Genomic DNA, 26,011 nt, shown 5'->3' with positions numbered 1-26,011 from the left:
ATTGTCATGGCGCCTTGGGGTCCCTTGGTTCAAAACCGGCTCGTTGACGTTGCGGGCGTTCGAGCTGCACTCGCCCTCAACAAACCGCATTACGTCTATGTTCTGTGTCGGTCGGACGGATCCCCCTTTTATGTGGGGAAGGGCGTGGGAACACGCTGCCTTTCACATGAAGCGGAAGCGCGAAACACTGAACGCCTTACTCACAAGCTCAACGTCATTCGCGCAATGAAACGGAGTGGCGCGACTGTCCAATACTGCATTGAAAGCAGCTTCGAGACCGAGGCTGAAGCCCATGCTCGGGAACGCTATCTCATCGGCCTGTTTGGGCGCCATGATCAGAAGAGGGGCCCCCTCACCAATCAGACCGATGGGGGCGAAGGCGCATCAAATCCATCCGAAGAGTCGCGAGAGCGGCGTCGACAGTCACTTTGGGGTGAGGCTGACGATGAAGATCGTCGGCTTGCCAACAGTTGGTTTCAAAAGCTTTGCAAAGTTCGTTCTGTGCCGATCAAACCGCTGGGTGGACGGTTCATACCCGAGCGGCTTTATGCAAATCGTCCTAGCTTTGCCGTGTCTGACCGGCAGGCAGCTGCCTTGGCCGCTTCCGCGATAGCCAATCGCATCCTAATCGAACCTGGTGCGGTGATACCCCGCCTGATGACTGTCGCCGGCGTTGCCATGTCAGTAGAGAATGGCGTGGGGCGAGACATCCTTTCAAGTGGTATGGCAACTCTGTTCAACCCTACGCCCGGACAGGAAACGCTGGCGCTGACTGGAACAGGATATGAGGCGGTTCTCCGCACAATCGGACGCGACATGCTGGAGGACGCGGGCGTGCTTTGCCCAGTCACAGCTTAGAGAGCCCGCGCAGAAGCCCGGCTATAGAATCAACCCGCCCTAAATCCCCAACCCGCCATCGATCGTCTGCGTTGTTCCGGTGATCATCGCCGCCGCCGGGCTGGCCAGGTACATCACCAGCGCCGCCACTTCATCGACATGGGCGTGGCGTTTGATGGCCATCGATCCGTGCATCATCGGCGCCATCGGCCCTTGGGCCGGGTTCATGTCGGTGTTCACCGGGCCGGGTTGCACGACGTTGACGGTGATGCCGCGCGGGCCGAAATCGCGGGCGAGGCCGCGGCCGATGCCCTGAACGGCGGATTTGGACATGGCGTATGCGGTGAAGCCGCCCGAGGGCACGCGATCGCCGTTCACTGATCCGAGGATGATGATGCGGCCATTGTCGTGCATCTGCCGCCCGGCCTCCACGCCGGCGAAATAGGGTGCGCGCACGTTGATATCGATCAGCCGGTCCACCGCATCCGGATCGAGCTTGAGCGGATCGCCCATGATGGCGACGCCGGCGTTGATCACCATGATGTCGAGCGCGCCGGCTGCGGCGATGGCGGCCACCAGTTCATCGCGGTTGGCGCTGTCCGCCTGCACCATGGTTGCGCCGGTTTCGGCGGCGATGGCGGCGGCGGCATCGGCCGATCCGGAATAGCTGAAGGTCACGCTGGCGCCCGCGGCCGCGAAATGGCGCACGATCGCGGCGCCGATGCCGCGGCTGCCGCCCAGCACCATCACCGATTTGCCCGAGAATTCACCCATGTCTGTCTCCATCCGCTGCTTGGGCGCATGATGACGCGGCGTTGTGCACCGGGCAACCCTCATTGCCCGTTCATCGAAACTGCGGGACAAGCAGTGCAACCATCCTGATGAAAGCTCACGCCATGAAAACCGCCCTGTCCGCCCTGTTGCTGATCATCGCCGTGCCGGCCAATGCCGCGGCCATCGATGCGTTTCGCGCCGGCGATTGGGCGGCCGCGGTGCGCGAGGGGCGGGCCGAAAATGATGCGGCCGGCCTGATCCTGGCCGGGCGCGCGCAACTGTCCATCGCCGGGTACCAGACCGACGACAAGGCGCGCGCGCTGGCGCAAGTGGCGGCCGCCGAAGCCGATTTCGAAAAGGCGCTGGCGCGTGAGCCGGGCAATGTGCAGGCGCAGCTGCAAAAGGCCGTCGCCATCGCCTATCGCGCGCAGCTGACCCGCGGGATCAGCCTGGCCAAGGATGTGCGCCGCCGCTTTGAAACCATCCTCGCCGCCCACCCGGACAACAGCCTGGCCTGGGGCGCGCTGGGCGGCTGGCACGGCGGCGCAGTGGCCACCGTGGGCAGTTTCCTGGCCGGCACCGCACTGGGCGCGAAGAAATCCGAAATGGAGCGCTGTTACGCACAGGCGCTTCGCCTGTCGCCGGGCCTGCCCTCCACCCGCGTGTTCTTCGCGATCACGCTGCTGGATCTGGACGCCGGCAATGCCGCGCGCGCCGCCGGCATGCTGAAGGGGTTGGAGGCCCTGCCGGCGACGGATGGTTTTGAAGCGATGCTGAAGCGGCAGGGGCTGGAACTGGCCGCGGTGCTGGCGCGCGGCGACGCGCGGGCGGCGCAGGCGACGGCGCGGCGGTTGAAGGCGTTTTCGCGGATTGTTTGAGGGGTGTTGGGAAGAGAAGAGAGCCTCCGGCGGCCAGGGTCGCAGACCCTGGACCCGTGTGTTTTTGGGCGTGATGGTTGGCGATTAGTCCGCTAGCGCCCCAGTAGCTGTCGTTCTTTGACCGCGCTATCATGGCGACATGATGAGCGTCGTTTTGCTGGCGGGAGACCGCGTCGAAATTTGCGGTGGCTATGATTTCGAGCCCTCTTGGCTCGGTAACCGCTCTTCAGTGGTCGGCCGAGTGGCCTCCTTCATTCCCGGACAGACCGACTCCGCTGCAGCGGTTATCGCGCTCGACGAACCCCTAACTATGGACGGTGTTTGCGGTCTCACAGTTGTCCTCGAACAGCGATACGTTGGTGCCACTTGGGCTTTTACCGGGGTAGTCCACGTCGAACTGTGTGATTTTGTGCCGGAACCGAAACGCTGGCAGGATCGCCGCCAAGGCCGATGGGTAGAGAGCCATGCCCAATACAAGAAGATTGTAGACTGACCGAGGTCTTCGGCAGCTAACCACCCCAATCCGGCCATAAAGCACTGCCCAAAAACAACCGGGTGCAGGGTCTGCGACCCTTGCCGCCGGAGGCCACTTCTTACCCCTTCCGGCCTGCCTTCTCGTCGATCCCCGAAACGCCTTCGCGCCGGGCCAGTTCGGCGCGGATATCATCAAAGCTCAGGCCCATGTCGGCGAGCAGCACGGCGAGATGGAACATCAGGTCCGCGCCTTCCGACACCAGCCCGGCGCGATCATCGGAAACGGCGGCGATCACCGTTTCCACCGCTTCCTCACCCAGTTTCTGCGCCATTTTCGCACGGCCCTTGGCGGTCAGCTTGGCGACATAGGAGGTGGCCGGATCGGCTGAGCGCCGTTCGATGATGGTGGCCAGCAACTGGTCGAACCGCTCCATCACGCCGCGCCCGCGAACGGGGCGCGCACGGGCAGGCCGGCGGCGGCCATGGCGGCGCGGGCCTGGGCGATGGTGACTTCGCCGAAATGGAAGATGGAGGCGGCCAGCACGGCCGAAGCATGGCCTTCGGTCACGCCGCTGACAAGATCGGCGACACCGCCGACCCCGCCCGACGCCACCACCGGCACCGGCACGGCATCGGCAATGGCGCGGGTGAGCGCCAGGTCGTATCCAGCCTTGGTGCCGTCGCGGTCCATCGAGGTGAGCAATATTTCGCCGGCGCCGAGGTGCGCGGCCTCGATGGCATAGGCCACGGCATCGATGCCGGTGGGGGTGCGGCCGCCGTGGGTGAAGATTTCCCATCTGCCGGGGCTCACCTGCTTGGCGTCCACCGCCACCACCACGCATTGTTCGCCAAAGCGCATCGCAAGTTCGCCGATCAGCGCGGGCCGCGCCACCGCCGCGCTGTTCACCGCCACCTTGTCGGCGCCGGCCAGCAGCAGCGCGCGGGCATCGTCCACGCTCCGCACGCCGCCGCCGACGGTCAATGGCATGAAGCAGACGTCGGCGGTGCGCTCGACCATGGCGATCAGCGTGCCGCGATTTTCGTGACTGGCGGTGATATCCAGAAAACAGAGTTCGTCCGCGCCGGCCGCATCATAGGCGGCGGCGGCCTGCACCGGATCGCCGGCATCACGCAGTTCGACGAAATTCACGCCCTTGACCACGCGGCCACCGGCGACATCGAGGCAGGGGATGATGCGCACCGCCAGCGTCATGCCGCCACCCTGATGGCCTCGGCCAGATCGAGCCGGCCATCATAGAGCGCGCGCCCGGTGATGACGCCTTCGATGCCGGCCTGGCCCACCAGCGCATGGATATCGGCGATGCTGGCCACCCCGCCCGACGCAATCACCGGCAGCAACGTGGCCGCCGCCAGCGCCACGGTGGCGTCGATGTTCACACCCTTCAGCATGCCGTCGCGCCCGACATCGGTGAACAGCACGGCCGCCACCCCGGCATCTTCAAACCGCCGCGCCAGATCGGTGACCGGCAGCGTCGAAACATCGGCCCAGCCGCGCGTGGCGACCATGCCGTCCTTCGCGTCCACCGCCACGACGATGCACCCCGGATGATCGGCGGCGAGCCCGCGCACGAGATCGGGATTGTCGAGCGCGGCGGTGCCCATCACCACGCGCCAGACGCCGGCGGCGAGCCAGGATTCTACATGGGCGGCGCTGCGGATGCCGCCGCCGACCTGCACCTTGCCCGTCCCGAACCCAGCCAGCGCCGCCTTCACTCCGTCCGCATTGCGGCTGTCGCCCGCGAACGCGCCATCGAGATCAACGACATGCAGATGCGTAGCGCCGGCCGCGCGGAACAGCGCCGCCTGCGCAGCGGGATCATCGGCGTAAACCGTGGCGCGGTTCATGTCGCCTTCCGCCAGGCGCACGCATTGACCGCCCTTCAGATCGATGGCGGGAAAGACGATCATGAGTTGAGCCAGCTCTGCAGGAAGGCCAGGCCATAGGCTTGGGACTTTTCCGGGTGGAATTGCACGCCGGTGATATGGCCGCGCTTCACGATGGCGGCAAATTCGCCGCCGTGATCGCTGACCGCCTGCGTATCTTCGGCATAAAATGGCGCGAAGGCGAAACTGTGCACGAAATAGGCGTCGCCGGCCGGCACTGGCGCGCCATGCACAGGCGTGACGCGGTTCCAGCCCATGTGCGGGATTTTCAGCGCCGGGTCCGCAGGTTGCAGCCGGCTGACGATGCCGGGCAGCCAGCCCAGCCCGGCGTGCACGCCATGTTCATGGCCTTCGCTGGCCAGCAATTGCATGCCGACACAAATGCCCAGAAACGGCACGCCGCGCTGATTCACCGCTTCGTTCAGCGCCGCCTCGATACCGGTGCGTTCGCGCAGCTGGTTGATGCACTGCGCAAAGGCGCCGACACCGGGCAGCACGATGCGCGCAGCACCGGCAATCACCGCCGGATCATCGGTGACGACAACCTGCGCCCCGGCACGCTCCAGCGCGCGCGCCGCCGACCGCAGATTGCCAGCGCCGTAATCGACCACTGCAACCCGATCAGGCACCGCCAAGCGTGCCTTTGGTGCTGGGGATGGCATCGCTTTTCCGCGGATCAATGGCGACGGCGGCCCGCAAGGCCCGCGCGACACCCTTGAAGCAGCTTTCGCCGATATGGTGATTGTTCACGCCATAGAGCGTTTCGATGTGCAGCGTGATGCCGGCGCTGCCCGCGAACGCCGCGAAGAACTCCTTGAACATCTCGGTATCCAGCGTGCCCAGCTTCGGCTGGCTGAACGACGTGCGCCACACCAGATAGGGCCGGCCCGAGATATCCAGCGCCACGCGGGTGAGCGTTTCGTCCATCGGGATCAGCGCGTCGCCATAACGCGTGATGCCGCGCCGATCGCCCAGCGCCTTGGCGACCGCTTCGCCCAGCGCGATGCCGGTGTCTTCGGTGGTGTGGTGGCCATCAATGTGCAGATCGCCGGTGGTCTTCACGGTCAGATCGATCAGGCTGTGGCGCGAGAGCTGCTCCAGCATGTGATCGAGAAAGCCGATTCCGGTGGACACGTCATAGTGGCCGCTGCCGTCCAGATTGACGGTGACGGCGACATCGGTTTCCTTGGTGGCCCGATGGATGCTGGCAATGCGCTGTTCCATGCCGCGGCGGGTAGAGGATTGCCGCCGTTCCGGCAAGGGATGCGCTACTTGCCGGTCATCACGAACTCGGAGGCGTTCTTGCCCTGTGCGTCGGCATAGAAGCTCTGGATGATCGCCAGATCGGCGGCATAATCGCCGCTCGGCCACAGCGTCGCCGGCATGCGCACGGTTTTTGTGGCATAATCCATCACCGCAAAACTGATCGGCACGTTCGCGCCCACCGCGATATGGTAGAAACCCGATTTCCACTTCTCCACGGCGCTGCGCGTGCCTTCGGGTGGCACCACCAGGAACAGGCTGTCCACGTCAAAGGCCTGCTTCATCGCGGCGACCACATCGTTGGATTGGCTGCGATCGATGGGGATGCACCCCGTCCAGCGCACCAGCCAGCCGAACGGGCCCTGCGTCAGGCTTTTCTTGCCCATGTAGCGCAACCGCACGCGCCAGGCACCGGCCGCTGCCAGCATCCAGATGCCATCCCAGTTCGAGGTGTGCGGCGCTGCCGTCACCACCATGCGCGCATCGGCCGGCCAGCTGCCGGCGACTTTCCAGCCGCCCAGCCACAGCGCGAAGCGGCCCACCAGGTGCCACAGCGCCAGCCCCGGCCCACCGGGCGGTGCGGGCAGCGCACGGCTGAGATCATGGGTGATGAGGGTGCCGGGCGCTGCCATGGGGGTTTCTACCAGCCCCATGGCGATCTGCGCCAGCCTGCGACAAACAAGCGGCCCCTTTCATCGCCCGACACGCGCCCTACATAGGCGCATCAGCAGGATCGGACGACCAGATGAGCGAGCTCCCTCAATTCCACGGCACCACCATCGTTTCGGTGCGCAAGAACGGCCAGGTGGTCGTCGCCGGCGATGGCCAGGTGACCATGGGCCAGACGGTGATGAAGCCCAATGCCCGCAAGGTGCGGCGGCTGGGGCCGAAGGGCGACGTGATCGGCGGTTTCGCCGGCGCCACTGCCGATGCCTTCACCCTGTTCGAGCGGCTGGAGTCCAAGCTCGAGCGCCACCCCGGCCAGTTGCTGCGCGCCGCGGTCGAGCTGGCCAAGGATTGGCGCAGCGATCGTTACCTGCGCCGGCTGGAGGCGATGATGATCGTCGCCGATGTGCACGTCACGCTGGTGATCACCGGCAACGGCGATGTGCTGGAGCCGGTGGGCGGCATTGCCGCCATCGGGTCGGGCGGCAATTTCGCGCTCGCCGCCGCGCGCGCGCTGGCGGACAGCGATCACGGCGCCGAAGCCATCGCCCGGCGCGCCATGAAGATTGCCGCCGATCTATGTGTCTATACCAACGAGGAACTGACCTTGGAAATCATTGCCAACGGTGCCGAAGCGTGAGCGACGCCCTGACCCCCCGCGCCATCGTCTCGGCGCTCGATCGCCACATCGTCGGCCAGGATGATGCCAAGCGCGCCGTCGCCGTTGCCCTGCGCAACCGCTGGCGCCGGCAGCAATTGCCCGACGATCTGCGCGACGAAGTGGTGCCCAAGAATATCCTGATGATCGGCCCCACCGGCTGCGGCAAGACCGAGATCAGCCGCCGCCTCGCCAGGCTGGCCGGCGCGCCGTTCATCAAGATCGAAGCCACCAAATTCACCGAGGTCGGCTATGTCGGCCGCGATGTCGATTCGATCATCCGCGATCTCGTCGAGGAATCGATCCGGCTGGTGCGCGAAACCCGCCGCGCCGGCGTGAAGGACAAGGCCGAAGAGGCCGCCATGGCCCGCCTGCTCGATGCGCTGGTCGGCAAGGATGCCAGCGAAGCCACCCGCATCGCCTTTCGCCAGCGCTTCGAAGCCGGCGATCTGAAAGGCCGCGAGGTCGAGATCGAGGTGCAGGAAAGCGCGCCGAATTTCGATCTGCCCGGCATGCAGCCCGGCCAGGTCGGCATGATCAACCTGTCCGACATGATGGCCAAGGCCATGGGCGGCCGCACCAAACGCCGCAAGATGAAGGTGGAAGCCGCCTGGGACGCGCTGCTGGCCGAGGAGTCGGACAAGCGCCTGGACGACGATGAAATCACCCGCGAGGCCGTGCGCAATGCCGAGGCCAATGGCATCGTGTTCCTGGATGAGATCGACAAGATCGCCGTATCAGACGTGCGCGGCGGCAGCGTGTCCCGCGAAGGCGTGCAGCGCGATCTGCTCCCCCTGATCGAAGGCACCACCGTCTCCACCAAATATGGCCCGGTGAAAACCGACCATGTGCTGTTCATCGCATCCGGCGCCTTCCACGTCGCCAAGCCATCCGATCTGCTGCCCGAACTCCAAGGCCGCCTGCCGATCCGCGTCGAGCTGAAAGGCCTGACCGAAGCCGATTTCCGCCGCATCCTCTCCGACACCGAAGCCAGCCTGATCCGCCAATATGCGGCGCTGCTCGCCACCGAAGGGGTGACGCTGACCGTGTCGGAAGACGGCATCAACGCCATCGCCCGCATCGCCGCCCAGGTGAACGAAACGGTGGAAAATATTGGCGCCCGCCGCCTGCACACCGTGCTGGAAAAACTGCTGGAGCAGATCAGCTTTGATGCGGACGAACGGAGCGGTGAGACGGTGACGGTGGACGAAGCCATGGTGACGGCGGAACTGGGCGCCATCGCCGGCAACACCGATCTCTCGAAATATATTCTGTAATAAGAAAGCTTTGCCTCCAGCGGGCAGGGCCTGAGGCCCTGCACCCACTTTCGTTTTCGGGCGCACTCAAAGGAAGTGTGTCCGCTTACGCCCCAAAGTCACACCGTCACGTGCGATCAAATGCGTCCAGGAAACAGCCGTTCGTGCATGTTCAACCGGTCGCAGCGCAATGGCTGATACTGGGACAGCATGGCCATTCATGGCAGGGCCGCTGGACGGCGGGTTCCGGCATGAACCGACGTTTGCGGGTGAATCATCGCGTTCTTGCCGAATGTCCCGGGTTGTGCCGATTGTGGTCAGGCGGGTCTCGAAATAGCGCCGTGCCGCTATCGGCCTCATCGCCTTTGCGGCAAGCGGGGATTGCCCGATCTCGAAAAGGCCTTAGGGTCTGGTTCATTGTCCTTTCGAGTGTCTGCGAATGTTGATCCGCCTCGCCGCTGTCGCCCTCCTCGCCACCAGCAGCCTTGCTGCCGCCGAGCCATTGCTCCCTGTCACAGATTATCAGCTCCCCAATGGCCTCAAGGTCATCTTCCACCGCGACACATCCGATCCCGTGGTCGCCGTCGCGCTCACCGCCCATGTCGGCTCCGCCCGCGAAACCCCCGGCCGCACCGGCTTCGCCCACATGTTCGAACATCTCTTCTTCCTCGATTCCGAAAATCTCGGCACCGGCGGGCTTGATCGGCTGAGCGCCCGCGTCGGCGGCTCCGGCGCCAATGGCAACACCGATTTCGATGCCACCGTCTATGCCCAGGAAGTACCATCAAACGCACTGGAAAAAATGCTCTGGGCCGAAGCGGACAAGCTCGGCTGGTTCATCAACACCGTCACCGAAGCCGTCCTCGCCAAGGAAAAGCAGGTCGTCAAAAACGAAAAGCGCCAGTCCGTCGACAATCGCCCCTATGGCTTCGGCCGGGTCATCTTGTTCGAAAATCTCTTTCCCGCCGATCACCCTTACAGCTGGCCGGTCATCGGCTCGATGGCCGATCTGGATGCCGCGCGGCTGGATGATGTGAAGTCCTTTTATCGCAACTGGTACACGCCGCAGAACACCACCATCACCATCGCCGGCGATTTCGATCCCGCGCAAGCCCGCGCGTTTGTCGATCGCTATTTCGGGGAGCTGAAGGGCAGCGGCCAGCGCGCCGCCCCCGCCGCTCCACGCCCGGCCGTGCTCACCGCCACCAAGCGCCTCGTCCACGAAGACCGCTTCGCCAAGCGCCCCCTACTCACCCTCGCCTTCCCCGGCGCGCCCGCAGGCACCGCCGATGCCGTCGCGCTCGAACTGCTGCTCACCATGCTTACCAACGGCAAGGAGGCGCCGCTCACCAGACGCCTTGTCGAGGTCGAAAAACTCACCGACCGCATCGCCGCGTTACACAATGATCTGGAACTCGCCGGCATCGGCCTGTTCCAGACCATGGCCTTTGATGGCGTCGCGCTCGATCGGGTGGCCGCCGCCATCGATCGGGGTCTTGGCGATTTCGATGCGGGCGGCATCGATCCCGCCGCGCTCAATCGCGCCCGCCTGGCACTGGAAACCCGCCTCTATGACAGCCTCGAAAATATCGATGTGAAGGCCCAGGCCATCGCCCGCGCCGAAGCCACCACAGGCAACAGCAATGCCATCAATCTCTATGCCGAGCGGCTGGCCGCTGTCACCCCAGCCGATATCGCCCGCGTCTGGCGCACCTATCTGAAACAGAAGCCGCGCCTCGAAATCTCAATCGTGCCGCGCGGTCAGGACGCGCTCGCCCTCGCCAATTCCACCGCCGCCCGCGTGTCCGAAGAAGCCATTGTCCAGAACGCCGAAAAGCCGATCGATCCGCGCGCCGAAACCGCTCGCTACACGCCCACTCCGTCCAGGATCGACCGCCGGCAGGAACCGCCCTTCGGCGCCGCCCCCACCGTCACTGCGCCGCCAATCTGGACCGCTAGCCTTTCGAACGGCCTCGCCATTTCCGGCATCGCCTCCTCCGAACTGCCCGTGGCCGATTTTGAACTGGCCTTCGATGGTGGCCGGCTGTTCGATGATCCCGCCAAGCCCGGCGCTGCCAGCCTGCTCGCCCGCATGCTTACGCGCGGCACCACCCGCCTCACTGCCACCCAGTTCGACAACGCGCTGAAGGACCTTGGCGCCGATCTCAGCGTCAGCGCCAGCGATGACCGGCTGATCCTCTCTGGCAACACGCTCGCCCGCAATCTCGCGCCCACGTTGGCGCTCGTCGAAGAACTGATCCTCTCCCCGCGCTGGGACACCGCTGAACTGGCGCTGGCCAAGGCCGCGACCATCGGCGAGATTCAGGCCAACAGAGCCAATCCCGCCCGCATCGCCGCGCGCATCGCCGACACATTGGAATATCCCGGTTCGGTGCTCGCTTCCGATCCGCTCGGCACGCAAGCCTCGGTCACTGCGCTCACCATGGCCGATCTTCAGGCCTTCCATGCCCGCAACCTGTCACCGAAAAATGCCCGCCTGCGTCTTGTCGGCCCGGCCAAGCCCGCCGAGGTCACCGCGGCGCTCGCCGGCCTTGCCGCCCGCTGGGTCACGCCGGCCGTGTCCGTGCCCGCCATGCCGGCCGCCACGCCGCCGTCCGCGCCCGAGCTGCTGTTCTACGACATTCCCGATGCCAAGCAGTCTCTGCTGCTGTTCGCAGGCGACGGCCCGGCCTGCACAGATGCCGATTATTACCCAGCCACTGCCACCAATTTCATTCTCGGCGGCGGCGGCTTCGCCTCGCGCCTCACCCAGCAACTGCGCGAGGGCAAGGGCTATACCTATGGCATCCGCAGCAACTTCACCTGCGGCCGCAGCCGGGGCCATTTCACCGTCTCCAGCCCGGTGCGCAGCAACGTCACACTCGAAGCCGCCACCCTGGCCCGCGAGATCATCGGCCAGTTCGGCGCGACCTACACCGCCGAAGATCTTGCCCTCACCCGCGACAGCCTCGCCCGCGCCCGCGCCCGCGCTTTTGAAACCATCAGCGCCAAGCTGAACATCCTCGCCGATATCGGCGATGACGGCCGCGCCCCCGATTTCATCGCCGCCGATGCCCGGGCGCTCGATGCCCTGTCACTGCCACAGGTCCGATCGCTGGCTGCCCGATACTTCAACCCGCGCGCCTTGCGCCTCATCATTGTCGGCGACGCCAAAACACAGGCGGCCCGCCTTTCAGATTTGGCACCTGTCATGCCCATCGACTCCAAATCCCTCGATAAATGACGGTTGGCCTTCGGCCAAACGTCGGCTTTGGCTGCAACCGGTCATTTGATGATGATTGCGCGAAAGGCCGGAAATGGGTCGCTTCCAGCCTTACGATGATCAATCTGCAGAGGGCCGCGCTGGCGTTTCCGGCAGGCAAAAGCCGCCAGTCTGCGACCCACCCCGAAGCTGACCACCAGAGCCGTTTTATCCTGGCTGCCTTGCCCTAGACTCGATTGCAGTTTGGTTGAAGCGTTCTGGCTCCCTCCCTTCAAGGGAGGGCGACTCGGCGCCAGCCGAGCGGGGTGGGTGATCCTGCCTGTGGCCACAGACAACGCCCACGTGCCTCGCCTGCGGCTCGTCTGTCGCCCTCCCTTGAAGGGAGGGAGCTTTGTCGTTTCAACTTGAACGCAATCGAGTCTAGGCCGGTTCGGCTTTGGCCTTCTTCGTTGCCGGCTTCTTCGCGGCCGCTTTCTTCGCAGCCGGTTTTTTGGCCGCAGCCTTCTTCGCCGCCGGCTTCTTGCCCTTCTTGGCCGGTGCCGCCGCGGCGCGCGCCGCCAGCAGGGCCACCGCCTCGTCCAGTGTCACCGCGGTCGGTTCGGTGCCCTTGGGCACGTTGGCGTTGGTGGTGCCGTCGCTGATATAGGGGCCGTAACGGCCCGACAGCACCCGCACCGCCACGCCGCTTTCGGGATGCGCGCCCAGTTCGGCCAGGGCCGTCGCCGTCCCGCGTTGCGGCCGGCCGCCCGCCGCCTTGGCCGCGGCGGCTTCCGCCAATTTCACCACGGCGGCGTTCATGCCGGTTTCGAACACCTCCGCCGTATTGCTCAGCCGGCCATATTTGCCGGCATGCGCCAGATAGGGGCCATAACGGCCGATGCTGGCGGTGATCGGCTCACCGGTTTCCGGGTGCAGGCCGATGGTGCGCGGCAGGCTGAGCAGTTTCACCGCCCAATCCAGATCCTCCGGGCCGCTGATGCTCACATCCTTGGGGATCGACGCGCGCGGCGGCTTCTCGCCTTCACCCATCTGCACGAAGCGACCGAAGCGGCCAGAGCGCAGCGTGATCAATTCGCCCGACACCGGATCGGCACCCAGTTCGATCGGGCCTTCATTGGCGCCGCCTTCACTGGCGAACGGCCGCGTATATTTGCATTCGGGATAGTTGGAACAGGCGACAAACGCCCCGAACCGCCCGGTCTTCAGGCTCAGCCGCCCCGCCGCACAGCGCGGGCACAGGCGCGGATCGCTGCCGTCTTCCTTGTCCGGGAACAGGAACGGCGCCAGATAGTCATCCAGCGCGGCGGTCACATCCGACGGGCGCTGCTCCATGATCTCGGCGGTTTTCGGCTGGAAATCCGCCCAGAACGCACGCAGCAATTCGAGATACGACGCGTCCCCGGCCGACACATCATCAAGCTGCGTCTCCAGCCCCGCGGTGAAATCATATTCCACGTATCGCGCGAAGAAACGCTCCAGAAACGCCGTGACCAGCCGGCCCTTTTCCTCGGCATGGAAACGGTTCTTTTCCACCCGCACATAGGCACGATCGCGCAGCGTCGTCAGGATCGAGGCATAGGTCGAGGGCCGGCCGATACCCAATTCCTCCATGCGCTTGACCAGCGTGGCTTCGCTGAAGCGCGGGGGTGGTTCGGTGAAATGCTGGGTGGCCTGCACATCCTTCGATGCACAGCGATCGCCGCCGGCCAAGCGCGGCAGCCGGGCTTCGTCGTCCTCGTCGTCGGCCGGCTTCTCGTCGTGGGCTTCGCTGTACAGCACGAGGAATCCCGGCGTGATCACCACCTGGCCGGTGGCGCGCAGGCCGTGGCGGCCATCATCGTCATAAAGCTCGATCGTGGTGCGCTCCAGCCGCGCGCTGGCCATCTGGCTGGCGACGGTGCGGTTCCAAATCAGCGCGTAGAGCTTCTCGGCATCGCTGTCGGCCCGGCCGGGCCGGCGCGAGAAATCGGTGGGGCGGATGGCTTCGTGGGCTTCCTGGGCGTTCTTCGCCTTGGTGGCATAGAATCGCGGTTTTTCGGGCAGCACGTCGGGCTTGCTGCCATAATCCTGCGCGATCAGATCGCGCACCGCGGCCATGGCTTCGCCGGCAATCTGCACGCCATCGGTGCGCATGTAGGTGATGCGGCCATCTTCATACAGGCCCTGCGCCACCCGCATCGTGTGGCTGGCGTTGAAACCCAGCCGGCGTGACGCTTCCTGTTGCAGGGTCGATGTGGTGAACGGCGGTGCCGGGTTGCGGCTGACCGGTTTGGTCTCCACCGTTCGCACCGTGAATCCATTCTTTTGAATGGCTTCCCGCGCAGCATAGGCTGCAGCATTGTCCAGATCGAACTGGCCCAATTTCTTGCCATTCAGCACCGCCAGGCGCGCCATGAAGGTCGCGCCATTGGGGGCGATCATCTCCGCCGACACGCGCCAATATTCGCGCGCCACATGCGCTTCGATCTCGCGTTCGCGCTCCACCACCAGCCGCAGCGCCACCGATTGCACGCGGCCCGCACTCTTCGCGCCGGGCAGCTTGCGCCACAACACCGGGGAGAGCGTGAAGCCGACCAGATAATCCAGCGCACGGCGCGCGAGATAGGCATCGATCAACGGCTGATCGAGATCACGCGGCGCCTGCATGGCGCGCGTCACCGCTGTCTTGGTGATCTCGTTGAACGTCACCCGCCGCGCGCCGCCCTTGGGGATCGCGCGCTTGTCCTTCAGCCATTCCAGCAGGTGCCAGCTGATCGCCTCGCCCTCGCGATCCGGATCGGTGGCCAGGATCACGCTGTCGGCGCGCTTGGCCGCCTCGCGAATCGCTGAGAGTTGCTTGGTGCGATCGGCCGAAACTTCCCAGGCCATGGCGAAATCCGCTTCCGGATTCACCGATCCATCGCGCGGCGGCAGATCGCGCACATGCCCGAAACTGGCCAGCACCTCATAGTCGCTGCCCAGATATTTGTTGATGGTCTTCGCCTTGGCGGGCGATTCGACGATGACAAGTTGCATATGGTCCTCACGTGTACGCGCGAGGGTGGCGGCGGGTTGCAGCTCTCGTCAAGCGGCCAGCCGCCGCAGGCTCAGGCGGGCGGCGTAGCGTCAGGCCGGCGGCGCCGGGCAAGGCGCGCCGCCGATCACCACGGGCAGCAACGCGCGCAGCAGCGCCATGGCGCTGGGCGGATCGCGATTGGCCAGCACCACCACGCTGGTCTGATCATCCGGGAAGGCCATGGTTTCGACATTCACGCCCGGCGTGCCGCCATTGTGGCCAAACCAGCGGTGGCCGCGATAGTCACCGATGCCAAGCCCCAGCGCGTGGCCAAGCGGCGGCCGGCCGGGCGGCCCCGGGATGTCGATCTGCCGCGTCAGCAACTGATCGCGCATGGCCGCACTGGTCAGCTTGGCGGCCTGGAAGGCGGCGAAGAAGCGCTGCATGTCGGCCGCCGTGCTGAAACTGCCGCCCGCCGACGTACCCATCAACGCCGCCTCTGGCGCGGGGCGCAGCGGGCCGGGGGGCGGCATCATCATGCCGCCGGGGGGTGGGCCCATCTGCGCTCCGGGCGGCGGCCCTATCATCGGGCCTGAAGGCGGCCCGGGGGGCGGCCCCATCATCCCTACCGGCATCTCCGGCATGGTCGTCATGCCCACCGCACGCTGCGGCGGCGGCGTCAGGCCCGATGCGGTCATGCCGGCCGGCGCAAACACATGATCGGCGAGATAGAGGCCGTAATCCTGGCCCGACACCCGCTCGATCATCAGGCCGAGCAGCAGGAATCCGGTATTGGAATAGTCAAAGCGCGATCCCGGCGCGAAGCCCGGCCGCGCGCCGGCCACCAACGGCAGCAGATCGGCCAGCCGTTGCGCCCGTTGCATCGCCGGCAGATTTTCGGGCGCGTAGAAATCCGGCAGCCCGCTGCTGTGGGTGAGCAACTGGCGCACGGTGATCGCGGCGGCTTCCGGGGTCAGGCCGGGCAGGTGGCGGCCGATGGGATCGTCAAAGCCGATCTTGCCGGCCTCCACCAGCTGCGCCACCGCGACGGCGGTGAACATCTTGGTGGCCGATCCCAGGTTGAAGCGCGCATCGGCGGTAATCGGCGCGCTGCCCGGCCCGGCCATCACGCCGGCGCTGTGGGTGAAGCCGCCGCCCGGCCGAGCGATCGCGATCACCCCGGAAAAATCGCCCGCCCTGGCCAGCTGTGCCGCGCAGGCGCGCAAAGCCGCCGCATCGGTTGCAGCGGGGCCTTGCGCCGCCGCGGCGCTCGCCATGATCAGGCCCGCCGCAGCGGACAGGATATTCCCCATCATCATTCTCCTCTTGAACCTCGCGCGACCATGATCGCCCTTCTACTTCAATAGCGACCGCTCTAGTTGAACAGGAATTGGCGATAGGGGCGCGATGATGCAGGACGAGATGACCATCACCACCCCGGCCGCCGCCGCCGTGTTCGCCGCCGCGCGCAGCCGCCGCATTGTCGAGGCGCTGATCCCCGCCGCCCTGCCGCTGTCGGCGCTGGCGCGCACGCTGCAAATGCCGCTCAGCCTGGCGCATTACCATGTCGGCAAATTGCGCGCGCTGGGCCTGATCAGCATCGAGCGCGAAGACCGCCGCGCCGGCCGCGTGATCAAGCACTACCGCGCCGCCGCCCACCGCTTCTTCGTGCCGGCCGAGCATCTCACCGAACTGCCCGGCGCCGGCCTGAACATACTGCTGCGCACCGCGCTGGACGATCAACTGGCGCGCAGCCTGCACGGCATATTGTTCAGCCACGACGGCCAGCAGCCGCGCATGCAGTTGCTCCGCACCGAAGCCGCGCCCAGCCCCAGCCTCGAACTCTGGCTCGACACCGGCCTCTCCCGCACCGACGCTTTGGCGCTGATCACAGACCTGCGCGTCGTGATCGACCGCTATCGCCCGCGCGGGACGGCGACGGAGCCGCGGCATCTGGTGCATGTGGCGGCGGTGCGGGTTTGATGTGGGGATTGGCGCTGCATGTTGGCCGTCAGTCTTTGCGCTAAGGTGAGGTAACAGGGCGAGGGGCCTCATGAGGGCGGGGTCGCAGAGGAATTACAATCAGAAAATTCTATTTTCTTCAATTGAAAGCCTGAAACCTGTAAAATTCCTCGGGTTCATCAAAACCAGAATTTACTATGTCTCTCCATGAAGAATGAATCGTGCTCGTTCGCGGCGCAACATTTCGTACGGATTAATACACGTGATATTGAGACCAAGACAGGCATTTGGAATTTTTATCTTACGTATAGTTTCGGCAGGTACCTCATGTGTAACTACAACACACTGCTTGGCCAAAGCGTGGGCCACCAACCAATAGTCAGCGACTTGCAAGAAGGTCGCTATGGCAGCACGTTCGTATGTCTGACCGGTGGCCCATGCACTAACCTGACCAAGCGCTGGCACCACCTGATCGTCTGCGGCGACGAAAAACTGCTGACCTTGGGCAGTTGCCCAAGCCGAAAGGTCATCGTCAATAAGTTCTCCAGCAACACGGTCTATGCTTCCAACCACTCCAGCCGCATTTTGCACAGCGAGCCATGCCCAGAAAGCCGGACAAAAGTCGAATCCGTAATGGAGATTACGTGCTTGAATGAAGACATTAGTGTCAAGGAGGTAGCGCATTAAATTACGGCTCCTGCTTGTTCGCCAATTGTGTTAAAGGTTTCAGTCTTGCTTACGCCAAGCATGCGAAACGCATCACGATACAACGTCTGGCCTTCAAGCGTACTCTCCACAACTGCCCGAGCAAACCGCTTTCCAACTCGTGATAGGGTGGTTCGGTAAAAATCACCCCCCTTCGAATCCCTTCTAGCTTCAAACTGGTCCAATCGCTCTCGCTCCGCCGTCCAAGCCCGATCAAAGACGTCACGACTGATCACGCCGGCGTCAAGCAAGCGTCGCAGAACCACAAGCGCACTAACCTTGAACTGTCGCCTCAAACGCTCGACAGATTGGTCAAGTGTTTCGTTCGTTCGCACGCTGGCGCGAACTGCATCAAGTGGCACGAGTAATTCTGCCGCAACAGCATTGCACCAGACTTCCTCGCGGCGATGGCCATTTACGGGAATCGCGCTCAAGTCAGATAGAGCCGAAGTTCCTAGCCATATGTGAGCCAACTCGTGCGCGAGGGTAAACATCTGCGCTGATTTACTATCAGCGCCGTTAATGAATACTAATGGCGCTCGCGAGTCAACCAATGCAAAGCCCCGAAACTCGCGAGGATCTAGCGGTCGATGTGTATTGGAAAGTACGATGCCACTAATCATCACTAGTATGCCTGAAGATTCAGCTTGTCTAGCGAAGTGTCGAAGTGCTTCTTCCCAAGTGCTGCATGTAGCGCGTGCAGAAATACTGAAATCAAGGCGTTCCGACATCTCAGCGGCAACCGTCGCTGGTGACTGGCGGAGGTCTGAACTAGCCACAAATTCCAATTCTGGTAGCCGAGTAGCGATAGCATAATCTCGGAACCAAGCCTGGCGCTCCTGGCAAGCATAAATCATATCTAGCATTTCCGGGCTCGCGCGACTCACTCCTCGCCCGTCCAGTGTGCGGAAGTCAGGAATAGGGAGAGGCTCGTCGGGCGGCTCCAGCAGAAACAAGTAGCCGAACGGAACATGGACCCGCCTCGCGAACGCCTCCAACTGACGAATGGTCGGTTGAACCGTTCCGGCTTCCCAGTCGGCTAGCCTCGGCAAGGTGTCAGCAAGGTCATCTACGTCATAGATACCCGCTCGCTCGCGGGCCCAGCGCAACAACTCTGGCCTGACTGCAACCCTTGTCATGTTGCTACCATTTAACGCTGAAAGCCCGTTTGCCTAGCTTTCTTTCGAACCACCGGCGCATCTCGCCTATCAACGAACTCCAGATATTCCGATCCATACCGCAGGTGCTGCCATCACTATTGCCAAGTATGCAATGGTTGGTGATTTCGACAGCTTATCACAGTCTCACCCCAACGCCACCCGCCCGCCGGCGTGCCGCGCCAGCGCGCCTTCCAGTTCCAGATCGAGCAGCACCGTTGCCACTTGGGCGGCGGGCAGGCCGGATTGGCGGACGAGTTCGTCGATCTGCACCGGGGTGGGCGACAGCAGGGCGACCACGGCGCGCCGCGCGTCGGGTTCGGCCACGAGGGCTGGCGCGGGCATGGACTCCGATACGTGCAGCGGCAGCGCGGGTTGGCCCGACAGGGTGTGCAGCGCCTCCAGCACGTCGGCCGCGCCCTGGATCAGGGTGGCGCCTTCGCGAATGAGCAGGTTGCAGCCTTGAGCGCGCGGATCGAGGGGGGAGCCGGGGACGGCCATGACTTCGCGGCCCAGTTCGGCGGCGATGCGGGCGGTGATCAGGCTGCCGGATTTGGGGGCGCCCTCCACCACGATGGTGCCGGCCGCCAGGCCGGCGATGATGCGGTTGCGGCGGGGGAAGTGGCGGGCTTGGGGTTCGATGCCCGGCGGCTGTTCGGCCACCACCAGGCCGCGTTCGGCGATTTTCGCCATCAGATCGGCGTGATCGGGCGGGTAGGGCACATCGATGCCGCCGGCGACCACGGCAATGGTGCCACGATCCAGCGCCGCGACATGTGCCGCCGCGTCGATGCCGCGCGCCAGGCCGGAGACCACGACGAAATCCGCTTCGCCCAGATCGATGGCCAGTTGCCGGGCAAAGCGCACGCCGGCCGCACTGGCGTTGCGCGCGCCGACGATGGCCACTGCCGGCCGATCGAGCAGCGCGGTATCCCCATGCGCAAACAGCACCGGCGGCGCGGTTTCGGTGCGGGCGAGCAGCGGCGGATAGTCGGGCGTGCCGATGAACAGCAGGGTCGCGCCCAGCCGGGCGGCGGTGGCCAGTTCGGCTTCGGCCACGTCGATTGCGCAGATGCTCAAGTGCCGGTTGCCGCGCCGCGCCAGATCGGGGAGCGCGTGCAGCGCCGCCTCTGCGCTGCCGAACCGCGCCACCAGTTGCCGATAAGTGACCGGGCCAATGCTGTCGGTGCGGATCAGCCGCAGCCGCGAAACAGCGTCCGCCGGCAGGCTCATTTGGCCTTTTGCCCGATTTTCGATTCGGTGCCGGCGGCCAGCCGCTTGAGATTGTCGCGGTGCAGGAAGATCAGCAGCGCCGCCAGCGGCGCCAGATGGATGGCCCAGCCGATATTGTCGCGCACCGCCCAGGCGGCCAGCGGGCAGGCGAGCGCCGCCAGCATGCCGCCCACACTGGAATAGCGGGTGATGAGCGCTCCGCCCAGCCACGTCGCCAGGGCAATCACCCCGGCCAGGGGCGCCGCCGCCAAGGTGATGCCCAGAATCGTCGCCACGCCCTTGCCGCCACGGAATTTCAACCACACCGGGAAGCAATGGCCGATGAACGCCGCCGTGCCGGCCATGATCGCCGCCATTTCCCCGCCCAGTTCCCGCCCGATCAGCACGGCGGCCGCGCCCTTGCCGGCGTCGAGCAGCAACGTCGCCGCCGCCAGCCCCTTGTTGCCGGTGCGCAGCACATTGGTGGTGCCGATATTGCCGCTGCCCACCTGGCGTATATCGATGCCGATCATCCGCGTGAGCAGCAGGCCGAACGGGATCGAGCCCAGGACATAACCAATCAGAAGCGCGATCCATTGCATGATTGACAGCCTAGCGGCGCGAAAAAGCCGCGTCTATGCTGCGCAGCATCAGGGGGTTGCCATGAAGACATTGCTTGCACTTGCCGTTGCCTTGGCCGCCACTGCTGCCACCGCGCAGATGAAGCCCTCCGCGCCGCGCGACCCGGCGCTGGCCGCCGGGCCGTATGAAACGCTGGTGATCCGCGGCGCCACCATCATCACCGGCAACGGCGGGCCGCCGCAGGGCCCCGCCGACATCATCATCACGCAAGGCCGCATCACCGATATCCGCAGCGCCGGCACGCCGGGCCTGCCGATGCGTGCCAATCGCCCGCCGGCCAATCCGACCCGGGAAATCGACGCCACCGGCATGTATGTGCTGCCGGGCTTTGTCGACATGCACGGCCACCAGGGCGATCCCAACAAGATGGACACGCCGGATTACGCCTGGAAACTGTGGCTGGCGCATGGTGTCACCACGGTGCGCGGCGTGTCCTTCTTTGGCCGCGACACCGCCCGCGCGCTCGCCGATCAGAAGCGCGCCGCCGCTGGCGAGATCATGGCGCCGCGGATGTATGTGTATCAGACGCTGGGTTCCGGCGCGTCGGCCGGCTGGAAGGGCGGGCGGGTGCTGACGCCGGAGAAAGCGCGCGAATGGGTGCGCTGGGCGGCAAGCGTGGGCATCGATGGCATCAAATTCTTCAACCGCGACGATGAAACGCCGGCGATCGATCGCGCAGCGATTGACGAGGCGAAAAAGCTGGGCCTCGGCACCGTTGCGCACCTGTCGCAGCCCAACATTGCCGAATTCAACGCCCGCGATGCGGCTGCGGCGGGCCTGGGCACCATCACGCATTTCTATGGCCATTTCGAAAGCTTGCTCGATGGCCGCCGCGTGCAGGACACGCCAGCCAATTATAATTTCAACGATGAACAGATGCGCTTTGGCGGCATCGCCGAGATCTGGAACCAGATTCATGAACCGGGCGGGCCGGAATGGCAGGCCTATCTGCAGGCGCAAAAGGCCAGCGGCGTGGTGTTTGATCCCACCTTCAACATCTACAGCGCCAGCCGCGATCTGATGCGCGCCCAACGCGCCGAATGGCATGACCGCTACACGCTGCCCAGCCTGACGAAATTCTTCGAATCCAACCGCGACAACCATGGCAGCTATTTCTTCGAATGGACGACTGAGCGCGAATATGAATGGCGGCAATTCTACACCCGCTACATGCGTTTGGTGAATGATTACAAGAATATCGGCGGGCGCGTCACCACCGGTTCCGATCCCGGCTTCATCTGGCAGACTTGGGGCTTTGGCTATATCCTCGAACTGGAACTGCTGCGCGAGGCTGGCTTTGCGCCGCTGGAGGTGATCCAGGCCGCCACCATCAACGGCGCCCGCACCCTGGAAGAGCCCAAGGGCCGCGAGCCGGACTTCGGTCTGGTGCGGGTGGGCATGCGCGCCGATCTGATCGTGGTGCCGGAAAACCCGCTGAACAATCTGAAAACGCTGTACGGCACCGGCTTTGCCCGGCTGGATGAGGCCACGCAGACCACGGTGGTGAAAGGTGGCATCCGCTGGACCATCCGCGACGGCATCGTCCATGATGTGCCGGCGATCCTGCGCAGCGTGGAGGCCCAGGTGGCGGCGGCCAAGGCGGCAGCCAATTCGGGGGCCAAGGCGGCGCAGTGACCCCCGCCAGCATCCACGATTACCGCGCGATCAGCCGGGACCGCGTACCGCGATTTTTGTTCGATTACACCGATGGCGGCAGCTATGCCGAAACCACGCTGGCGGCGAACATTGCTGATCTGGCAGCGGTGCAGCTGGATCAGCGGGTGCTGGTGGATGTGTCGCGCATCGAAACGGCGGTGACCTTGCTCGGCCAGCGGCTGGCGATGCCGGTGGTGCTGGCGCCGGTGGGCCTGGCCGGGCTGCATGCGCGACGCGGCGAAGTGCAGGCAATGCGGGCGGCGCGCGATGCGGGGGTGGCGATGGCGCTGTCCACCGTGTCGGTGTGCAGCCTTGCCGAGGTGACACAGGGCGCCGGCGCACCGCCCTGGTATCAGCTGTATCTGGTGAGGGATCGCGGCGCAAACGAAGCGATGATTGCGGCGGCGCAGGCGCAGCAATGCCAGGCGCTGGTGCTCACCGTCGATCTGCCGATGCCGGGCGCGCGTTATCGCGATGTGCGCTCCAGCCTGTCGGGCGCGCCGGGCGTTGCCGGCTGGCTGCACCGCGCTGCGCAGGTGGCGGCGCGGCCGCGTTGGGCGGTGGATGTCGGCCTGTTGGGCGGGCCGGTGGCGATGGGCAATCTTGCGCAGCTGGTGGGGGCAAAGGCGCCGCTCAGCGACTATCTCGGCTGGCTGGCGCGCAATTTCGATGCCAGCGCCGATTGGGAACGGCTGGCCTGGGTGCGGTCGCTGTGGCCGGGGCCGTTGATCGTGAAGGGCATTCTCCACCCCGACGATGCCGCGCTGGCGGTGCAGCACGGCGCCGATGCCATTGTCGTGTCCAACCATGGCGGCCGGCAACTGGACGGCGCGATGTCGGCCGTGAAGGCGCTGCCGGCGATATTGGATCGGCTGGGCGGCTGCGTGCCGGTGCTGGCCGATGGCGGCGTGCGGTCGGGCCTGGATGTGCTGCGCTATGTCAGCCTGGGCGCCAGCGCCGTACTGATCGGCCGGCCGTGGGTGTGGGCGCTGGGCGCGCGCGGCCAGGCCGGGGTGGCGCACATGTTGGCGCTGATCCGCGCCGAGCTGGAAACCGCCATGGCGCTGACGGGTCGCACCCGGCTGGCCTGACACGACAAAGCCTTGTAACGCTGTTGCAATGACCGACCGGCTGACCATCGCCCTTGCCCAGTTGAATGCCAGTGTTGGCGATGTGGCCGGCAATGCCGATGCCATATTGCAGACGCGCGCGCAGGCGGTTGGCGCCGATCTGCTGGTAACGCCGGAACTCAGCATCGTCGGCTATCCGCCCGAAGATCTGGTGCTGAAACCGGCGTTGGTCGCGGCAGCGCGCGTGCAGGTGGAGCGGCTGGCGGCCGCCACTGCAGACGGCGGCCCCGCGCTGCTGGTGGGCGCGCCTTGGGCCGAGAACGGCAATTTGTTCAACGCCATGCTGCTGCTCGATGGCGGGCGCATCGCCGGCATCACCCGCAAGCATGAGCTGCCCAATTATGGCACGTTCGATGAAAAGCGCCTGTTCGACAGTGGCCCGCTGCCCGGCCCGCTGGTGGTGCGCGGGGTGCGGATCGGCGTGCCGATCTGCGAAGATATCTGGCTGCCCGATGTGTGCGAATGCCTTGTTGAAACCGGCGCCGAGCTGCTGATCGTGCCCAATGGCAGCCCCTATGAAGTCGGCAAGGGCGACCAGCGCCTGTCGGTGAGCGTGGCGCGGGTCACGGAAACCGGCCTGCCTATGGCCTATCTCAACCGCGTTGGCGGGCAGGATGAACTGGTGTTCGATGGCGCGTCGTTCGTGCTGAATGCCGATCGCAGCTACGCCCACAGGCTGCCCGATTGGGACGAAACCATCCGCGTCACCAACTGGCAGCGCGGTTCCGCCGGCTGGGCGTGCGAACCCGGCCTGCTCAGCCCGCCTGACGAAGACCCGGCGGACATCTACCACGCCATGCTGGTCGGCCTGCGCGATTATGTGAACCGCAATCGCTTCCCCGGCGTGGTGCTCGGGCTGTCGGGTGGCATTGACTCGGCGCTGTCGGCCGCGGTCGCCGTCGATGCGCTGGGGGCCGACCGGGTGTGGTGCGTGATGCTGCCCAGCCCCTACACCAGCCAGGAGAGCCTGGACGACGCCGCCGAATGTGCGCGCCTGCTGGGCTGCCGGCTCGATACGGTGCGCATCGAACCGGCGATGCTGGCTTATGATGCCATGTTGGCCCCGCTGTTCGCTGGCCGCACGCCCGATCTGACCGAGGAGAATATCCAGTCACGCATCCGCGCCGTCACGCTGATGGCGCTGTCGAACAAATTTGGCCACATGCTGCTGACCACCGGCAACAAGAGTGAGATGAGCGTTGGTTATGCCACCATCTATGGCGACATGGCCGGCGGCTATTCGGTGCTGAAGGATCTGTACAAGATGACCGTGTTTCGCGTGTCGGAATGGCGCAATGCCAACGCGCCGCGCCTCGGCATCGGCCCCGCTGGTGCGGTGATGCCGGCGCGGGTGATCAGCAAGCCGCCTTCGGCCGAATTGCGCCCCGACCAGAAGGACGAGGACAGCCTGCCGCCCTATCCGCTGCTCGATGCGATCTTGCACGGGCTGGTGGAACAGGAACAAGCGGCGGCCGATCTGGTGGCACAGGGGCTGGATGCCGCCACCGTCGCCCGCATCGAGCGCCTGCTCTACATTGCCGAATACAAGCGCCGCCAGGCCCCGCCGGGCGTCAAGATCGGTGGCCGAAACTTCGGCCGTGACCGGCGCTACCCGATCAGCAATGCGTTTCGCACGGCTTAGCCTGCTTTGGCTTGTTGCGGTGCCGGCGATGGCGAAGGGGCCGCCTTTGCTGCCCTCGCTGCCCCCGCCGCTGCCCGCCCTTGATCTGCCGGCCGATCGCCCGGTGATCGCCGCGCAAATCGCCGGGCAGGATGTGCTGCTGACGGTGGATTTCGGTGCAGACCCGGTGGTGCTGCTCGGCGCGCAAGCCCATCGCCGGCTCGGGCTGGCGGGGGAGGCGCGACCCGATGGCAAGCCGGTGCGGCGCGGGCTGTTCCAGGTATCGGTGGGCCAGGTGCCGCTGGCGGTGCCGTTCAGCCGCGAGACACTGGTGATTGCCGGGCAGGCCCTGCCGGCACGCGTGCTGGCGCCGGCGGCGGCGCCCGATGGCCAGGCACCGGGCAGCGACGGCGTGATTGGCCTGCCGCTGCTGCCCTATGGCGACGTGCGGATCAGCCGGCGCGCAGCTGGCCCGCAGGATCACATGGTGACCATGCCGGCGCGCATCGGCGGCAACAGCGGCGCGCTGGGCTTTGATTGGCCGCTGCCCGCTGGCGCCGGACGTATCGAGGTGGAGCTGCACAATCTGCGCCCCGCCGGTGTGGCCAGCGTGGCCAGCGTGGCGGCGGCCAGCCGGCTGGCGCAGGCCGGCGGCGGGCATCTGGATGGCCCGGTGCGGCGGGTGGTGATCGGATTTGGCGTCGCTCGGCCAGTGCGCCGGCTGCTGCTCGATACGCCGGTGATGATTGCCGGCCTGGCGGTGACCAGCGTGGACGTGCGGCTGTTCGATTGGGCGGGTGCGGCCGATCTGCCGCCCGATGCCGGCAACGATCGCACCGGGCTCACCGTGATCGGCCGGCGCGGGCGCCAGCGCGGCTGGCCGGTGCTGAAGCTGGGCGATGACGTGCTGGGCCGCTGCGCCAGCCTGCGCTGGCGGCGCGAAACCGGCCAGTTGCTGCTGACCTGTCCAGGCCCCGCCGCAAGCCCTTGAACGCAA

24 protein-coding genes are annotated in these 26,011 nt (G+C 65.5%); 11 read left to right on the top strand and 13 right to left on the bottom strand.

Translation table 11 applies throughout. The features are described 5' to 3' along the window. The first annotated feature begins 6 nt into the window (after positions 1-6). A complete protein-coding gene (locus tag AC6UUM_RS02285; RefSeq protein WP_500803735.1) occupies positions 7-858 on the top strand; it encodes a GIY-YIG nuclease family protein in 852 nt (283 codons plus the stop codon). Positions 859-897: 39 nt separating this feature from the next. Here AC6UUM_RS02285 and bdcA read toward each other — a convergent pair whose 3' ends face one another. Beyond that, positions 898-1,611 carry an SDR family oxidoreductase gene (bdcA, locus tag AC6UUM_RS02280; RefSeq protein WP_500803734.1) on the bottom strand — a complete coding sequence of 238 codons (714 nt, stop codon included), beginning with the start codon at positions 1,609-1,611 and terminating at the stop codon, positions 898-900. A gap of 122 nt (positions 1,612-1,733) precedes the next feature. Between bdcA and AC6UUM_RS02275 the strand changes: the two genes are divergently transcribed. Together AC6UUM_RS02275 and AC6UUM_RS02270 are read left to right on the top strand one after the other, a co-directional pair. After that, the gene (locus AC6UUM_RS02275) at positions 1,734-2,489 is read left to right on the top strand and encodes a hypothetical protein (RefSeq protein WP_500803733.1); all 756 of its coding nucleotides are present in this window, start codon (positions 1,734-1,736) and stop codon (positions 2,487-2,489) included. Between the two features lie 139 nt (positions 2,490-2,628). Further along, positions 2,629-2,982, top strand: a complete 354-nt coding sequence (locus AC6UUM_RS02270; RefSeq protein ID WP_500803732.1) for a hypothetical protein — start codon at positions 2,629-2,631, stop codon at positions 2,980-2,982. A 100-nt stretch (positions 2,983-3,082) separates the two neighbouring features. Here AC6UUM_RS02270 and AC6UUM_RS02265 read toward each other — a convergent pair whose 3' ends face one another. Genes AC6UUM_RS02265 through AC6UUM_RS02240 form a run of 6 tightly spaced genes read right to left on the bottom strand, consistent with a single transcriptional unit; the run spans position 3,083 to position 6,763 of the window. Then, entirely contained in the window at positions 3,083-3,397 is a 315-nt protein-coding gene (locus tag AC6UUM_RS02265) for a phosphoribosyl-ATP diphosphatase (protein WP_500803731.1), read from the bottom strand. Continuing rightward, complete coding sequence (gene hisF, locus AC6UUM_RS02260; RefSeq protein ID WP_500803730.1) at positions 3,397-4,176, bottom strand: imidazole glycerol phosphate synthase subunit HisF; 780 nt, start codon at positions 4,174-4,176, stop codon at positions 3,397-3,399. The genes AC6UUM_RS02265 and hisF overlap by 1 nt, the downstream gene beginning before the upstream one ends. Then, a complete protein-coding gene (gene hisA, locus AC6UUM_RS02255; protein ID WP_500803729.1) occupies positions 4,173-4,892 on the bottom strand; it encodes a 1-(5-phosphoribosyl)-5-[(5-phosphoribosylamino)methylideneamino]imidazole-4-carboxamide isomerase in 720 nt (239 codons plus the stop codon). The genes hisF and hisA overlap by 4 nt, the downstream gene beginning before the upstream one ends. Further along, positions 4,889-5,497, bottom strand: a complete 609-nt coding sequence (gene hisH / locus AC6UUM_RS02250; protein ID WP_500803728.1) for an imidazole glycerol phosphate synthase subunit HisH — start codon at positions 5,495-5,497, stop codon at positions 4,889-4,891. The genes hisA and hisH overlap by 4 nt, the downstream gene beginning before the upstream one ends. Continuing rightward, positions 5,490-6,092, bottom strand: coding sequence for an imidazoleglycerol-phosphate dehydratase HisB (gene hisB / locus AC6UUM_RS02245; protein WP_500803727.1), 603 nt, complete (start codon positions 6,090-6,092; stop codon positions 5,490-5,492). Before hisB ends, hisH begins: the two co-directional genes overlap by 8 nt. A gap of 44 nt (positions 6,093-6,136) precedes the next feature. Further along, complete coding sequence (locus AC6UUM_RS02240; protein ID WP_500803726.1) at positions 6,137-6,763, bottom strand: 1-acyl-sn-glycerol-3-phosphate acyltransferase; 627 nt, start codon at positions 6,761-6,763, stop codon at positions 6,137-6,139. A gap of 113 nt (positions 6,764-6,876) precedes the next feature. Here AC6UUM_RS02240 and hslV point away from each other — a divergent pair, with 113 nt between their 5' ends. The 3 genes from hslV (at position 6,877) to AC6UUM_RS02225 (ending at position 11,955) form a co-directional block, all read left to right on the top strand. Continuing rightward, the gene (gene hslV, locus AC6UUM_RS02235) at positions 6,877-7,437 is read left to right on the top strand and encodes an ATP-dependent protease subunit HslV (protein WP_500803725.1); all 561 of its coding nucleotides are present in this window, start codon (positions 6,877-6,879) and stop codon (positions 7,435-7,437) included. Then, the gene (gene hslU, locus AC6UUM_RS02230; RefSeq protein WP_500803724.1) at positions 7,434-8,732 is read left to right on the top strand and encodes an ATP-dependent protease ATPase subunit HslU; all 1,299 of its coding nucleotides are present in this window, start codon (positions 7,434-7,436) and stop codon (positions 8,730-8,732) included. The genes hslV and hslU overlap by 4 nt, the downstream gene beginning before the upstream one ends. 418 nt (positions 8,733-9,150) lie before the next feature. After that, positions 9,151-11,955 (top strand): M16 family metallopeptidase, encoded by a 2,805-nt coding sequence (locus tag AC6UUM_RS02225; RefSeq protein ID WP_500803723.1) that lies wholly within the window; start codon positions 9,151-9,153, stop codon positions 11,953-11,955. Positions 11,956-12,354: 399 nt separating this feature from the next. Here AC6UUM_RS02225 and topA read toward each other — a convergent pair whose 3' ends face one another. Then, the gene (gene topA / locus AC6UUM_RS02220) at positions 12,355-14,949 is read right to left on the bottom strand and encodes a type I DNA topoisomerase (RefSeq protein WP_500803722.1); all 2,595 of its coding nucleotides are present in this window, start codon (positions 14,947-14,949) and stop codon (positions 12,355-12,357) included. Between the two features lie 90 nt (positions 14,950-15,039). Further along, positions 15,040-16,248, bottom strand: a complete 1,209-nt coding sequence (locus AC6UUM_RS02215; protein WP_500803721.1) for a serine hydrolase domain-containing protein — start codon at positions 16,246-16,248, stop codon at positions 15,040-15,042. A 103-nt stretch (positions 16,249-16,351) separates the two neighbouring features. On the opposite strand from AC6UUM_RS02215, the gene AC6UUM_RS02210 reads away from it, so the two are divergent. After that, positions 16,352-16,912 (top strand): hypothetical protein, encoded by a 561-nt coding sequence (locus tag AC6UUM_RS02210; RefSeq protein WP_500803720.1) that lies wholly within the window; start codon positions 16,352-16,354, stop codon positions 16,910-16,912. 174 nt (positions 16,913-17,086) lie between these two features. Here AC6UUM_RS02210 and AC6UUM_RS02205 read toward each other — a convergent pair whose 3' ends face one another. From AC6UUM_RS02205 to plsY, 4 genes are all read right to left on the bottom strand, one after another. Further along, positions 17,087-17,575 carry a DUF4411 family protein gene (locus AC6UUM_RS02205; protein ID WP_500803719.1) on the bottom strand — a complete coding sequence of 163 codons (489 nt, stop codon included), beginning with the start codon at positions 17,573-17,575 and terminating at the stop codon, positions 17,087-17,089. Then, positions 17,575-18,705 carry an ImmA/IrrE family metallo-endopeptidase gene (locus AC6UUM_RS02200; protein ID WP_500803718.1) on the bottom strand — a complete coding sequence of 377 codons (1,131 nt, stop codon included), beginning with the start codon at positions 18,703-18,705 and terminating at the stop codon, positions 17,575-17,577. The genes AC6UUM_RS02205 and AC6UUM_RS02200 overlap by 1 nt, the downstream gene beginning before the upstream one ends. Positions 18,706-18,900: 195 nt before the next feature. Beyond that, complete coding sequence (gene dprA / locus AC6UUM_RS02195) at positions 18,901-19,986, bottom strand: DNA-processing protein DprA (RefSeq protein ID WP_500803717.1); 1,086 nt, start codon at positions 19,984-19,986, stop codon at positions 18,901-18,903. Continuing rightward, complete coding sequence (gene plsY, locus AC6UUM_RS02190) at positions 19,983-20,567, bottom strand: glycerol-3-phosphate 1-O-acyltransferase PlsY (RefSeq protein ID WP_500803716.1); 585 nt, start codon at positions 20,565-20,567, stop codon at positions 19,983-19,985. Before plsY ends, dprA begins: the two co-directional genes overlap by 4 nt. 61 nt (positions 20,568-20,628) lie before the next feature. Here plsY and AC6UUM_RS02185 point away from each other — a divergent pair, with 61 nt between their 5' ends. The 4 genes from AC6UUM_RS02185 to AC6UUM_RS02170 are packed head-to-tail and all read left to right on the top strand — an operon-like array spanning position 20,629 to position 26,005. Then, positions 20,629-22,242: an amidohydrolase family protein gene (locus tag AC6UUM_RS02185; protein WP_500803715.1), complete on the top strand. Its 1,614-nt coding sequence runs from the start codon at positions 20,629-20,631 to the stop codon at positions 22,240-22,242. Further along, complete coding sequence (locus AC6UUM_RS02180) at positions 22,239-23,354, top strand: L-lactate dehydrogenase (protein ID WP_500803714.1); 1,116 nt, start codon at positions 22,239-22,241, stop codon at positions 23,352-23,354. Before AC6UUM_RS02185 ends, AC6UUM_RS02180 begins: the two co-directional genes overlap by 4 nt. 28 nt (positions 23,355-23,382) lie before the next feature. Then, entirely contained in the window at positions 23,383-25,035 is a 1,653-nt protein-coding gene (locus AC6UUM_RS02175) for an NAD+ synthase (protein WP_500803713.1), read from the top strand. Positions 25,036-25,081: 46 nt separating this feature from the next. Further along, complete coding sequence (locus AC6UUM_RS02170) at positions 25,082-26,005, top strand: hypothetical protein (RefSeq protein ID WP_500803712.1); 924 nt, start codon at positions 25,082-25,084, stop codon at positions 26,003-26,005. The last annotated feature ends 6 nt before the right edge of the window (positions 26,006-26,011 follow it).

The sequence above is a fragment of the Sandarakinorhabdus sp. genome, from assembly GCF_987265915.1.
This window is presented reverse-complemented; position numbering and strand designations above follow the sequence as displayed.